This window comes from Acidimicrobiales bacterium, from assembly GCA_035531755.1.
Lineage (GTDB): Bacteria > Actinomycetota > Acidimicrobiia > Acidimicrobiales > UBA8190 > DATKSK01.
In genome coordinates this window covers 22,196-35,522 of the sequence record DATKSK010000026.1, presented here as the reverse complement: position 1 = coordinate 35,522, position 13,327 = coordinate 22,196, and the positions used below count along the sequence as shown (strand labels likewise).

The 13,327-nt window shown below is 74.2% G+C and carries 12 protein-coding genes; 9 read left to right on the top strand and 3 right to left on the bottom strand.

The genetic code is table 11. The features are described 5' to 3' along the window. The first annotated feature begins 25 nt into the window (after positions 1-25). From VMV22_05370 to VMV22_05340, 7 genes are all read left to right on the top strand, one after another. The gene (locus VMV22_05370) at positions 26-319 is read left to right on the top strand and encodes a DUF2469 family protein (protein HUY21751.1); all 294 of its coding nucleotides are present in this window, start codon (positions 26-28) and stop codon (positions 317-319) included. A gap of 19 nt (positions 320-338) precedes the next feature. Continuing rightward, positions 339-698: a YraN family protein gene (locus VMV22_05365; protein ID HUY21750.1), complete on the top strand. Its 360-nt coding sequence runs from the start codon at positions 339-341 to the stop codon at positions 696-698. A 51-nt stretch (positions 699-749) separates the two neighbouring features. After that, on the top strand, positions 750-1,538 hold the full coding sequence (locus tag VMV22_05360) for an enoyl-CoA hydratase (GenBank protein ID HUY21749.1): 789 nt from the start codon (positions 750-752) through the stop codon (positions 1,536-1,538). A 101-nt stretch (positions 1,539-1,639) separates the two neighbouring features. Next, a complete protein-coding gene (locus VMV22_05355) occupies positions 1,640-2,155 on the top strand; it encodes a hypothetical protein (GenBank protein ID HUY21748.1) in 516 nt (171 codons plus the stop codon). Between the two features lie 190 nt (positions 2,156-2,345). Further along, positions 2,346-3,302 carry a YihY/virulence factor BrkB family protein gene (locus VMV22_05350; GenBank protein ID HUY21747.1) on the top strand — a complete coding sequence of 319 codons (957 nt, stop codon included), beginning with the start codon at positions 2,346-2,348 and terminating at the stop codon, positions 3,300-3,302. A 119-nt stretch (positions 3,303-3,421) separates the two neighbouring features. Beyond that, a complete protein-coding gene (locus VMV22_05345) occupies positions 3,422-4,942 on the top strand; it encodes a YifB family Mg chelatase-like AAA ATPase (protein HUY21746.1) in 1,521 nt (506 codons plus the stop codon). Next, a complete protein-coding gene (locus VMV22_05340) occupies positions 4,939-6,075 on the top strand; it encodes a DNA-processing protein DprA (GenBank protein ID HUY21745.1) in 1,137 nt (378 codons plus the stop codon). The genes VMV22_05345 and VMV22_05340 overlap by 4 nt, the downstream gene beginning before the upstream one ends. Here the strand turns inward: VMV22_05340 and VMV22_05335 are convergent, their stop codons facing one another. Beyond that, on the bottom strand, positions 6,076-8,538 hold the full coding sequence (locus tag VMV22_05335; GenBank protein HUY21744.1) for an EAL domain-containing protein: 2,463 nt from the start codon (positions 8,536-8,538) through the stop codon (positions 6,076-6,078). Between the two features lie 193 nt (positions 8,539-8,731). Here VMV22_05335 and VMV22_05330 point away from each other — a divergent pair, with 193 nt between their 5' ends. Beyond that, positions 8,732-11,149 (top strand): EAL domain-containing protein, encoded by a 2,418-nt coding sequence (locus tag VMV22_05330; GenBank protein ID HUY21743.1) that lies wholly within the window; start codon positions 8,732-8,734, stop codon positions 11,147-11,149. 21 nt (positions 11,150-11,170) lie between these two features. Here VMV22_05330 and VMV22_05325 read toward each other — a convergent pair whose 3' ends face one another. Both VMV22_05325 and VMV22_05320 read right to left on the bottom strand, forming a co-directional pair. Beyond that, entirely contained in the window at positions 11,171-11,902 is a 732-nt protein-coding gene (locus VMV22_05325; protein ID HUY21742.1) for a class I SAM-dependent methyltransferase, read from the bottom strand. A 153-nt stretch (positions 11,903-12,055) separates the two neighbouring features. Then, the gene (locus VMV22_05320; protein ID HUY21741.1) at positions 12,056-12,808 is read right to left on the bottom strand and encodes a VOC family protein; all 753 of its coding nucleotides are present in this window, start codon (positions 12,806-12,808) and stop codon (positions 12,056-12,058) included. 127 nt (positions 12,809-12,935) lie between these two features. Between VMV22_05320 and VMV22_05315 the strand changes: the two genes are divergently transcribed. Continuing rightward, positions 12,936-13,313 carry an NYN domain-containing protein gene (locus VMV22_05315; protein ID HUY21740.1) on the top strand — a complete coding sequence of 126 codons (378 nt, stop codon included), beginning with the start codon at positions 12,936-12,938 and terminating at the stop codon, positions 13,311-13,313. Positions 13,314-13,327: the final 14 nt, after the last annotated feature.

Genomic DNA, 13,327 nt, shown 5'->3' with positions numbered 1-13,327 from the left:
TCGAGGCGATGGTGGCCGAGCGACGATGAGCGAAGAGGACCTCGAACGGTACGAGGCCGAGATCGAGCTGGCCCTCGTGCAGGAGTACCGCACGGTGCTCCCGCTGTTCCGGTACGTCGTCGAGACCGAGCGCCGCTTCTACCTGGCCAACGAGGTCAAGGTGACGGTGCGCGACGCGTCGTCCCCGACGTGCGTCGAGCTCGAGCTGAACGACGCCTGGGTGTGGGACATGTACCGCCCGGCGCGTTTCGTGCCGCACGTGCAGGTGCTCACCTTCCGGGACGTCAACGTCGAGCGGCTGCCCGAACGCGACACCTGAGATGCCCGGCGGTGGCCGGGTGGCATTCGGTGCCCGGGGCGAGGACGCCGCCGCGGCCTGGTACCGCGAGGCGTCCTACGAGGTGCTCGCCCGCAACTGGCGGTGCGCCGAGGGGGAGATCGACCTCGTGGCCCGGAGCGCGGCGGGCGACGTGGTGGTGTTCTGCGAGGTGAAGACCCGGGCCTCGGCGCGCTTCGGCTCGCCCTTCGAGGCCGTCACCGCCGGCAAGCAGCGGCGACTGCGACGCCTGGCCACCCGGTGGCTGCACGGCCACCGTCCGGGTGGGTCTCGCTACGAGCGCGTGCGGTTCGACGTCGCCGCCGTGACCCGCGGGCCCGACGGTGCGCTCGAGGTCGAGGTGCTCGAGGACGCCTTCTGAGCGGTCGGCGACACGGGAGCGCACGCGCTCGGGTCGATAGGGTGTCGCCCTGTGAGCACCGAGACCATCATCGTGGAACGCGCCGAGGGGATCGTGACGGTCACCCTCAACCGGCCGGAGCGCAAGAATGCCGGCAACGGCCTCATGTGGCAGGAGCTGATCGACATGGTCGGCGAGGTGGCACGCCGGCGTGAGGACCGGGTCGTCGTCCTGACCGGCGCCGGGGGTGCGTTCTGCTCGGGCGCCGACATCGCCGACCCGAGCGGGGTGAGCGGCGACCCCGCCGATCCCCACCTCGTGCGCATGCGGTTCTTCGGCCAGGTGATGCTGGCGCTGCACCGGCTGCCCAAGCCGACGATCGCCAAGGTGCGTGGGATCGCCGCCGGGGCGGGCATGAGCCTGGCACTCGCCTGCGACCTGACGGTGGCCTCGGACAACGCGCGGTTCTCGGAGATCTTCGCCAAACGGGGCCTGTCGGTCGACGGAGGGTCGTCGTGGCTCCTGCCCCGGCTCATCGGCCTGCACAAGGCGAAGGAGCTGGCGTACTTCGCCGACATCCTGTCGGCCCAGGAGGCGGCGGACGTCGGGCTCGTCAACCGTGTGGTTCCCGACGCCGAGCTCGACGCCTTCGTCGGGGAGTGGGCGCGCCGCCTGGCGGCGGGACCGCCGATCGCCCTCTCGATGACCAAGGCGCTGCTCGACAACGCCATGTCGGTGACCATGGCCCAGGCCCTCGAGGACGAGGCCCGTTGCCAGACGGTCAACTTCTTCACCGAGGACACGGCCGAGGCCATGCGCGCCTTCGCCGAGAAGCGCGAGCCGAACTTCAAGGGCCGCTGACCCCTGCCTCGTCGGACGCCGGCAAGCCCGGGGCCCCGCCGTCTGCGGTCCCAGGCTGTCGCCGGTTCACGCCCGGGCGGCGGGGGTACCATGCGGCGACAGTGGGCGCGCGATCGGTGGTGGCGAAGCTGGCGGCCCCGATCGTGGTGACCGTGGCGGCGGTGGTGCTCGGCGCCTGCGGCGGGGCCGGTGACGTGGGCACGGTGTCGGCCGCCGGGGCGCCGACGACGGGCCCCGGGGGACCCGGCTACATGGTGCACACGGCGACGGTCACGGGACTCGGCACGGTGCTCGTGGACGGCTACGGGCTCACGCTCTACCTCTTCGTGCCCGACCACGGCCGGGGGCGATCGACATGTACGGCGTCCTGCGCGTCGCAGTGGCCTCCGCTGACACTGCCCTCGGGTGTGGCCACCCCCGTCACCGGGCCCGACGCCGACGCCGCCGTGGTCGCCACGACGCGTCGCAGCGACGGCACCCTGCAGGTGACGTACGCGGGCTGGCCCCTGTACCGCTGGATCGGCGACACCGCGCCGGGCCAGGCGACGGGGGAGGGGCGGGACAACTCCGGTGGTCTCTGGTACGCCGTCGACGGTGCGGGCCAGCCCGTGCGGTGAGTGCGGGGAACCGGGGCCGGGCCCGGTCACGGGGTTAGCCTGCTCGGTATCGGCGAGCGAGGGGGCCCCATGGTACGGAAGCTCGGTGCGGAATTCCTCGGGACGGCGTTGCTGGTCGGCGGGGCCGTGGCCGCCGCCGTCCACCTCCTGCTGTCGCCGCCCACCGAGCCCGGCACCGCCTGACCACGAGGTGGAGGACCGCCTCCCCGCCGCGGGTGACGCGCGCCGGCACCGCAGTCCGGCGCGAGCCGAGGGTCGACGGGGCACCCGCGGCGCGCTGCACCGGGCCGCGCGGTGGTGGCCCGTCGTCCGCGCCACGCTCGTCCGCTCGGCGAGGGACCGCATCACGACGAACGCGGCGGGCCTGGCGTTCCACTGGTTCCTCGCCATCTTCCCCGCCATCGTCGCCGCCGTCGGCGTCCTCGGGCTCGTGGGCCTGTCCGCCACGCAACGCCGCAGCCTGGTGCACGGCATCGCCGTCGTGCTGCCGGTGCAGGCGTCCCAGACGATCGACACCGCCCTGCGCAACCCGCTCACCGGTGCCGGCGGTGGCGTCGAGGTGGCCGTCGGGCTGGCGGTGGCGCTGTGGAGCGCGGTGGAGGCCATGGCCGCGCTCCAGATCGGCCTCGACGTCGCCTACGAGATCGAGGCGGACCGGGGGTTCGTCCGCCGTCGCGTCGTGGCGCTCCCGCTGCTCGGGCTGACCGTGGCGCTCGGTGGTGCGGCATCGGGGCTGTCGGTGCTCGGCGACCCGATCCGGAGCCTGCTGCCGTCGTCGGTGGCGTTGGCCCGCCCGACCTTCGACGCCACCTGGGTGGCGATCCGGTGGGTGGGAGCCTTGGCGCTCGTCATGCTGCTGCTGTCGGCGTACTACGCCCTGGGCCCGAACCACCCCCGGGCGCGGCTGCGGCTGGTGAGCCCGGGAGCGGCGGCGGCCGCGCTGGGCTGGCTGGCGGCCTCGGCCGCCTTCTCCTTCTATCTCGACCACTTCGGCCACCAGTCCCGCACCTACGGCGCCTTCGCCGGGGTCGCCGCCCTGCTGCTGTGGCTCTTCGTGACGGCGGTGGCGGTGCTGCTCGGCGCGGAGCTCGACGCCGAGCTCGCCCGTGGCGGCGCTCCGTCGCGCCCGGGCGGGACCGGGGACTGACACACCCCCCACCTACGCTCGTCGCAGTGCCTCGCGCGGCCGGCGCAGCTCCAGCGGCCCGTTCCCGTCCGCATCGGCCCCGCCACGAACCGGGACCGCTCGCCCGCCGGAGTGTCGCCATGCTCGCCTGTATCCCCTCGGCCACCCTGCAGGGTGTCGACGGCCGCCCCGTGTCGGTGGAGGTGCACGTCTCCTCCGGCCTGCCCGGGTTCACGGTCGTCGGCCTGCCCGACGCCGCCGTGCGCGAGTCGCGCGACCGCGTCCGGGCCGCGCTGCTGTCGAGCAAGCTGCCGTGGCCGGCCCGCCGCGTCACGGTGAACCTGGCGCCGTCGGGCATCCGGAAGTCGGGCGCCGGCCTCGACCTGGCCATCGCCGTCGGCCTCCTCGTGGCGGCCGAGGCGTTGCCCGCCGGGTGCGTCGAGGGCACCGGGTTCCTCGGCGAGCTCGGGCTCGACGGGTCGGTCCGACCGGTCCCGGGGATCGTGTCGCTGGTGGCGGCCATCTCCGGAGGGCGCGTCGTGGTCCCGGCCGGGGCGGCCGCTGAGGCGCGGCTCGTGGCCGGCGACCGGGTCCGGCCCGCGTCTACCGTGGCCGGGCTGGTGGACTCCTTGCGGGACCGGGCCCCGTGGCCGGCCCCACCGCCGCCCGCCGGGGGGCGGCCCGACACCGGCGTCGTGCCCGACCTGTGCGACGTCCGGGGGCAACGGGTGGCGCGCCGCGCCCTCGAGATCGCCGCCGCCGGCGGCCACCACCTGCTCATGGTGGGGCCGCCCGGGTCCGGCAAGACGATGCTCGCCACGCGCCTTGCCGGGATCCTGCCACCGTTGACCGCGGCGGAGGCGCTCGAGGTCCTCCGTATCCACTCCGCCGCCGGCGTGGCGGTCGCCGACGGCGCCTTCCCGATCCGGCCGCCGTTCCGGGCGCCGCACCACGGCGCCACCGACGTCGCGCTGGTCGGGGGCGGCTCACCGTGGTTGCGCCCCGGCGAGGTCTCGCTGGCGCACGCCGGGGTCCTCTTCCTCGACGAGCTCGGCGAGTTCCCGGCGATGGTCCTCGACGCCCTGCGCCAGCCACTCGAGGAGCACGTCATCCGCGTGCGACGGGCACGAGCCGGCGCCGACCTGCCGGCGCGCGTCCTCCTCGTCGGCGCCATGAACCCGTGTCCCTGCGGCGACGGGGCGCTCCCGGGCTCGTGCCGCTGCACCGACGTCATGCGTCAGCGCTACCTCCGCCGTCTCTCCGCGCCGCTGCTCGACCGCTTCGACCTGGCCATCCCGCTCGAGCGCCCTGACGTGGACGAGCTGCTGGGGGGCCCGCCGGGTGAGTCCTCGGCCGCAGTGGCGGCACGCGTCCGGGCCGTGCGCGACGTCGCCGCGGCGCGCGGCGTGCGGTGCAGTGCGGACATCCCCCTCCACGCCCTCGACGGGCTCATCCCGCTCTCGCCCGACGCCGCGGCCCTGCTGGAGCGGCGCGTGCGGGCCGGCGCGCTGTCGGCACGCGGGCTGCACCGTGTGCGCCGCGTGGCGCGGACCATCGCCGACCTCGACGGCGTCGAGGGGCCGGTGGGGACCAACGAGGTGGCCGAGGCCCTCAACCTCCGGACGGCCCGGTCGCTGTTGGTGCCCGGAGCGCGCCCGTGACGTCGACCGGCGTGCTCACCGGCGAGGAGCGTCACGGCGCCGCCCTGGCGGCGCTGGGATCGTCGCCCGCGACCCTTCGGCGGTTCCTCGACGGCTACACGCCGGTGGCGGCGTGGGAAGCCATCGCCGCCGGCCGCCACCGCGCCGACCCCGATCGCCGCTATCGCCACAAGGCCACTTCCGACACCCTCGACGCCGTGGCCGCCCTCTGCGCCCGGACCGACATCGCGGTGCGCGTCCTCGGCTGCCCCGGGTACCCTGGCGCGCTGGCCGCCGACCACCAGGCGCCAGCCGTGCTCTTCGTGCGGGGGGACGTCGACGTGCTCGAGGGCCGTCCGCGCGTGGCTCTCGTGGGGACGCGGGCGGCCACCCCCTACGGGCTGGGTGTGGCCGCCGAGCTCGGACGCGACCTGGCGAGCGCGGGCGTCGTGGTGGTGTCGGGCCTCGCCCGCGGGATCGATGCTGCCGCCCACGCCGGGGTGCTCGGCGCCGAGGCCGGCGCCCCCCCGGTCGGGGTCGTCGGGACGTCGCTCGACACCCCCGCGCAGGGCGCCCGGGCGACGTTGCACGCCGCCGTCGCCGCCCGCGGCGCGCTGCTGTCGGAGGTCCCGCCCGGCGGCCCCAGCGCCCGGTGGTGGTTCGCCGTCCGCAATCGCGTGATGGCGGCCCTGGCCCACGTCGTGGTGGTGGTCGAGTGCCACCACCGCGGTGGGTCGCTGCACACCGTGGACGCCGCCGAGCAGCGCGGCGTCACCGTGGCGGCCGTCCCGGGCTCGGTGCGCAGCCCGGCGTCGGCGGGGTCGAACCGCTTGATCGCCGACGGGGCCGTGCTCGTGCGCGACGCCCAGGACGTGCTCACCGCCATCGAGCTCGCCATCGCCTCCGACTCCGGGATCGCCCCGCCGGGCCGGCGCGGTGCGCACGGCCGCCGGGTGGCGGGTGCTGCGGCCCGACCCGCCCTGAGCGCGGTGGCCCGGCGGGTGCGGCGGGCGATCGACCACGACCCGGCGACGCTCGAGTCCATCGTCAAGCGCTGCGGGCTCGCCATCGGCGAGGTCTCGCTCGCCCTGGAGCAGCTCGCCGAGGCCGGCCTGGCGGTCGGGGTGCTCGGGTGGTGGTCGCGGCCGCGCTGATCAGGCGAGGCGCCAGCTCGGCTGGGCGGCGCCGGGCTTCGGGGCGCGAGCGCCGCGGACCTTGCGCAGGTCCTCGGGTTGGAGGGCCGCCAGGACCGCCTCGATCGCCTCGGTGTCCACGCCTGCGGGCCAGTGTCCCTGCTGCAGCATGGAGTCGAGCAGGGCCTCGAAGCGAGCCGGGGAGACCACCGAGTTGGGCGAGGCCATGGCCGCCACCTCGTCCTTCCAGTCGGTGAACAGGCGCACGGGGCTCTCGATGAGCGCCGACATCTCCGCCGGCGGCACGGGCGGGCTGAACCGGAACCCCTGCACCTGGTCGCACCCGTGGCCTTCGAGGAAACGCAGCTGGGCGTCGGTCTCCACTCCCTCGGCGATCACGTCCAGGTCGAGGCTGTGGGCCAGGGCGATGACGGCGCCCACGATGGAGGCCCCCCCACCCTCCTCGATGCGCGCCACGAACGACCGGTCGATCTTGATGGCGTCGACGGGGATCTCGGCGAGGTACGTCAGGGCGTTGTAGCCCGTGCCGAAGTCGTCGATGGCGACGCGCACGCCCCGGGCCCGCAGGTCGCGCAGGCTCTCGGCCACCGTCGCCCTGTTCTCCATGAGGACGCTCTCGGTGATCTCGAGCTCGAGCAGCGTGGGATCGAGCCCGGAGCTGTGCAGGGCGTCGGTCACCATCGCCAGGACCGACCCGTCCCCGAACTGCCGCGGGGACAGGTTGACCGCCACCGGCACGGGCGGGAGCCCGTCCTGCTGCCAGTGCCGGGCCTGGACGCACGCGGTCTCGAGCACCCACTGGCCGAGGGTGGCGACGAGGCTCGTCTCCTCGGCCAGGGGGATGAACGCCCACGGCGGGATGAAGCCGAGACGGGGGTGCTCCCAGCGCGCCAACGCCTCCACGCCGGCGATCCTCCCCGTGGCGACCTCGAGCTTCGGCTGGTAGTGGACGGCCAGGCGTCCGCACTCCACCGCGGCGCGCAGGCTCTCCTCGAAGGCGAAGCGCAGCCGGGCCCGGGCGCTCATGGCCGAGTCGAAGACCTCGATGGTGTTCCTCCCGGCCGCCTTGGCCTGGTACATGGCGGTGTCGGCGTGCTTCAGGAGTGTCTCGGCGTCCTGCCCGTCCTGGGGGGAGATCGCCACGCCGATACTCGCCTTCACCGACAGCTGGCGGCTCCCCACGCTGAACGGCTCGCCGAAGCGGGCCAGGATCCGCTCCGCCACCCTCACGACCGACTCGTCGGCGGGGCGTCCGTCCGGGATGAGGAGGGTGAACTCGTCCCCACCGAAGCGCGCCAGGGTGTCCTGCTCGCGCAGGCAACCCTGCAGGCGCTTGACCACGGCCTGCAGGAGCTGGTTGCCCACGGCGTGCCCGAGGCTGTCGTTGATGCCCTTGAACCGGTCGAGGTCGAGGAACATCACCGCCACCGAGCCGCCGTTGCGGTCGGCCTGGGCGAGCGAGAGGCCCAGCCGGTCCTCGAACAGCAGGCGGTTGCACACACCGGTCAGGGGATCGTGCTGGGCGCGGTACTCGGCGGCAGCGTGGGTGAAGACCTGGTGCACGAGATAGAGCAGCACGAGGGCGGGCAGCAGGGTGGCGCCCACGGTCAGGGCGGGGACCCGGTCGGACCTCCCGATCACGATCTGGGCGCTCAGGACGCCGGGGACGACGAGCGCCATGGCCACGAGCAGGGCCACCTTCACGGCGCTCGGGCGCATCGAGCGCAGCGGCACCGGGTCGAAGGCGGCCCGGCGTGACGGGTGCAGGAACACGAGCCCCCACAGCGTGGTGCCGGCGAGGGCGGCGGCGTCGACCGGCGCGCTGTTCGGGGAGCGCCGCGCCAGGGAGAGGGCGGCGGCGGCGGCGTGGGCCACGAAGAGGCAGACGAACGCGGCGATGAGCAGCCGGTAGCAGGCGGGGTGACGATCGGTGAGCGACACCAGGCTGCATGCCAGCCACAACGCGACGAGGTCGAGGAGCGGCACGGCCAGGGCAGGCAGGTCGTGGGTGGGCCGCCATCCGTGGAGCGGGACGACCACGAGGGCGAGGACCACGAACGCCAGCGACAGCGTCACCACCACCGCCTCGGCCACCGCCTCGACGGCGCGCCCGGGGAGGCGCTGGTGCAGCAGCGACGCCAGCCCGGTGATGGCGAGCACGGCGGCCCCGGCGTCGAGCACGATCGGCGGCCCGGTGCCGGGCAGCGCGCCGACGTGGAGCATCTGCACCACGGCCGCGCCGACGAGGCAGAACAGGCCCAGCCCGATCCCCGTCCAGGCGATGCGCCACGGGCGGCGGTGGAACGGCCGGGCCGAGGCGATCCCGTAGGTGACCACGGCCACGGCCAGGGCGGCGGCCAGGGCGGCGGCCAGCCCCGGGTCCTGGGGCGCGGAGAGCCGGATCCCCCCGACCACGGAGAGGATGACCCCGATGATGATCACTCTACGTGGCCAGCTCGACACAAAGGATGATCATATGAGCAGGTGGTGGCCTTGGACAAGGGCTCGGGACGGAGAATGAGGCCTCCGCCCTACAGGTGGTGGCGGCCCCGGTGAGTCCGTGCGGGTGACGGACCTGCGGGCGGCCCCTCAAGGCTTCTCGCAGGTCCGTCGATACGGAGAGCGCGAACTGGCTGCTCATGGCGGGGGGTGACTGATGGCCGCGGGGTCGACCGAGGCGACGGCGGGGGACGGGACGCTCATGGCGCCAGCGGCGGCGACCCGGCGCGTCCGGCTCGACCCCTACGTGCTGGGCTACCTGATGGGCCCGGCCGCGCTGGTGGCGATCCTCGTCCTCCGGCACTTCCGCGTGGTCGCCCACGAGCCGGTGTGGCTGTGGCTGGCGGTCTTCGTCACCATCCCGGTGACGAGCGCGGCCTTGGAGCTGCTCTACCGCCGCCACCCCACGCGCCGGCGCCTCCACGCCCGGGTGGCGTGCCACGCCGCCGCGGTGACCGTCGTGATCTACCTGAGCGGCTGGGGCCCCGTGCTCATCGGCGCCTTCGCCTTCGTGGCACTCGAGAACGTGTCCCACGACGGCTCGCGCACGTGGCGGGTCACCGCGCTGTGGAGCCTCGTCGGCACCGGTGCCGGCCAGCTGGCCATCTGGCAGGGATGGGCGCCCTCGTTGCTGTCCGTGGGCAAGGCCGAGGCGCTCGGGCTGATGGGCGCGTTCGTGCTCGTGTTCGTCATCCGCATGGCCGGCGCCACCGTCGAGCAGAAGGAGGAGGCCGAGACCTCGATGCGCGCCAGCGAGGAGCGGTTCCGCTCGCTCGTGCAGAACTCCACCGACACGACCCTCGTCATGGGTGCCGAAGCCAAGATCATGTACGCCAGCCCGGCGGTGGCCTCGCTGCTCGGCCGGGAGCCCGAGGAGGTCCTCGGCCTGCGCGCCACCGAGCTCGTGCATCCCGACGACCGCGCCTACGTCGAGGCGCAGTTCGGCGCCCTGCTGCAGACCGTCACGGTCACCGAGCCCATCCAGTTCCGCATGGAGCACGCCGACGGCACGTGCCGCTACGCCGAGGCGGTGGTGAGCAACCTGAAGGACAACCCGTCGGTCGGGGGGTATGTGGCCAACCTGCGCGACATCACCGAGCGCAAGGAGGCCGAGTCCCAGCTCGCCCACGCCGCCCTGCACGACCCGCTCACGGGGCTGCCCAACCGGACGCTCATCCACGACCGGGCCGACCAGATGCTCGTGCGGGCCCGGCGCGAGTATCGCCCCGTGGCGGCGTTGTTCGTCGACCTCGACAATTTCAAGGACATCAACGACTCCCTGGGTCACGACGCCGGCGACAAGGTCCTGCAGGCGGTGGCGGCGCGCTTCGTCGGCATCCTGCGCGCCAGCGACACCGTGGGGCGTCTCGGCGGCGACGAGTTCGTCGTCCTCGCCGAGGGCGCGTCGCTCGGCGCGGGCCCCGAGATGGTGGCCGAACGCCTCCACGACGCGCTGCGCGAGCCGTTCCGCCTCGACGGGTACCAGACCGTGCCGTTGACGGTGTCCGCGAGCATCGGCATCGCCGGCGGCCAGCGGAACTCGGCACACGAGCTGCTGCGCGACGCCGACATCGCGCTCTACCGGGCCAAGGCCCTGGGCAAGAACCGCTCGGCGCTGTTCCAGCCGGAGATGCAGACCGCCGTCCTCGACCGCATCGAGATCGAGTCGGACCTGCGCTCGGCGCTCGCCCAAAACCAGTTCTTCCTCCTGTACCAACCGGTGTTCGACCTCGATCACGTCAACGTGTCGGGCGTCGAGGCGCTCATGCGGTGGCGGCACCCGAGCCGCGGGGTCGTCCCTCCCGACCACTTCATCCCCATGCTCGAGGACTCGGGCCTCATCGTCGACGTGGGCCGGTGGGCGCTGATCGAAGCCTGCCGCCAAGCAGCCGAGTGGCACGCCCGCGGGCACCGGCTGTCGATGTCGGTGAACGTGTCGATGCGCCAGCTCGAGATCCCCGCCTTCGTCGACCACGTCAAGGAGGCGCTGGTGTCGAGCGGCCTCGACCCCACATCGCTCGTCATCGAGATCACCGAGAGCACCCTGATGCGCGACGCCGACGCCACGGTCCTGCGCCTGCGCGAGATCAAGGAGCTCGGTGTGCACGTCGCCATCGACGACTTCGGCACCGGGTACTCGTCGTTGGCGTACCTGCGCCAGTTCCCGGTCGATGCCCTCAAGATCGACCGGTCCTTCATCGCCGCCATGGCCGACTCCCCGGAGTCGTCGGCGTTGATCCACACGCTGGTGGAGCTGGGCCGGACCCTCGGGCTGGAGACCCTCGCCGAGGGGATCGAGGACAACGACCAGCTGCTCAAGCTCCAGCAGGAGCACTGCGACCGCGGGCAGGGCTTCCTGTTCTCGCGGCCCATCGAGCCCGAAGCCATCGAGACCTTCCTCGCCGGGACGGCCGGCCTCGCCGACGTGGTCACGGGCACGCCGGCCGGGGAGCCGACCACCGGGGCCGCCGGGAACGCCACAGCGCCCCACGGTGTGGGCACCGCGCCCGTCCCAGCGGGGTCCCCCGACGCGTTGTCCGGGGTCGTGGGCTCGGCGGTGGGGTCGACCACCTGAGGCCGAGGGCCGTGCGCGGCGCTAGGGCACCTTCTCCCACACCGACACGTGCCTCCTACTGTCGCCGGTGAACGGCTCGCGGTTCCAACCGCCCCAGCGCTCGCGCAGCGACATCCCGGCGATGCGCGCCATCAAGTCGAGCTCTGCCGGCCAGACGTAGCGAAAGGGCATCGACACCACCTCACCGCGCCCGGCGGCCACCCAGTAATGATGCGAGATCCCGCGCTGTGTGGCCACGTCGAGTTCGTCGAAGCCCAGGTGCGGCGGGCGGACGGTGAACGCCCGGACCGTCTCGCCGGGCGGGAGGAGCCGCAGGGCCGGGACCTCGACCTCGACGACGAAGCAGCCCCGGGGCTCGAGATGGGCGGCGACCGTGCAGAAACAGTCGACCTGCTCGTCCTGGGTGGTCAGGTTCTCGATCGTGTTGTACACGACGTAGGCGAGCCGGAACGTCCCGTCCACCCGGGTGGTGGCGAAGTCGCCGATGGTCACCTCGACCTCGTCCCCGCCCGGCTTGTCCCGCAGCCGGGCAGCCATGGCGGGAGACAGGTCGATGCCGTGGACGCGCACCCCCCGGCGGCTGAGGGGCAGGGCGATCCGACCGGTGCCGACGCCCAGCTCGAGCGCTTTGCCGTCACCTGCCAGGTCGGCCAGGAAGCCGACGACGGGGTCGACGACAGCGGGCTCGAACAGCTCCACCGAGGCGGCGTCGTACCCCTCGGCCATTCGCTCGTCGAAGGAGCCGCCGGGCACGCACGCACTGTTCCACACACCCCGGCGCGTCGCCACCGGCCTCGACGAAGGTCGTGCCCGCACGGTCAGGGTGCGGCTGCACCTCCTGGCTGGCCGGACGACCCGGCTGGACTGCCGGCGCGGTGGGCCCGGGCGCGCTGGACGAGGGCGCCTTCAGAGCTCGCCGAGGTAGAAGCGGGTCCCCTGGTCGTCGGTGCACGTCGACTGGAGCCCGTAGGGCTGGCGCTCGGGGTCGGAGGCGACACCGCCGGCCACCCGGGCCCGCGCCACGGCGGCGGCGATGTCGTCGACGAGGTACATGGGCACCACCGTCGCCTCGGCGTGGCCGCCCTGGAGGCCGGTCCCGGGTCGCACGTCGTCGGTCTGCCAGCCGTCGGCGACGCGTCCGGAAACGAAGGACCACCCGAGCACGGCGGCGAAGAACGCCCGGGCCAGCGCCGAGTCGCGCACCAGGAGCGTGACGTAGGCGAGGTCGCCCTGGCGCCGCCCGTGGGGCGCCCCGCGCGGCGGCGGGCCCGTCGGCGGCTCGAAGACGGCGAAGGGCATGCCCTGGTCGTCGGCACAGGTGGCGACGCGTCCGTAGGGTTCGTCGCTGGGCTCCTCGGCGTCGCCGCCCGCGGCGCGCACCCGGGCCACGGCCTCGTCGACGTCGTCCACGGCGTGGCACAGGAACAGCGTGCTGCGAGCCTGCCCGCCCCAGATGCCGTGGTGGGGCTCGGTGCCGGCCACCTGGCGCCCCTGCGGCACGCTCCCCGGCGCGAAGGTCCACCCGAGGACCGCACCGTAGAACGCCTCGGCGCGCTCGACGTCGGGGACCCACAGCGACGCGTAGCCGACGTCGCCGGGGCGCATCTCCTCGGCGCCGCCCGGCGCGCCGTTGTCGGGCTCGATGGTCGACTCGGACACGGCGACTCCTTCCGGTAGGACAGGGCTCACACCCACATTGTCGTCCGGGCGGGCGGGCCTCCGACCGGTGCCCCGGGGAATTCCCGTCGCTGTCGCCCGACCTGTCGCCGTGATGCAGGCTAGGCCCGTGCGCTGGGTCGTCGACGGGATGAACGTCATCGGGTCGGTCCCCGACGGGTGGTGGCGCGACCGGCCGGGGGCGCGCCGCCGGCTCGTGGCGGCGCTCGCCACCCTGGCCGGCCCCGACGACGAGGTCACGGTGGTGTTCGACGGGCGCCCCGGTCCCGGGGAGGTCGAGGACGCCGCCGCCGCCGGGATCGACGCCCGCTTCGCGCCGGGCGGGCCGAACGCCGCCGACCGGGCCATCGAGGATCTGCTCCCCTCGTTGGGCGACCTCGGCACGGTGACGGTGGTGACCTCCGACGCCGCCCTCGCCCACGCCGTCCGGCAAGCCGGCGCGGCCGTGGAGGGGGTCAAGGCCTTCCGGGCCCGGCTGCCGGCGTAGCCCCAGCCGGCGCG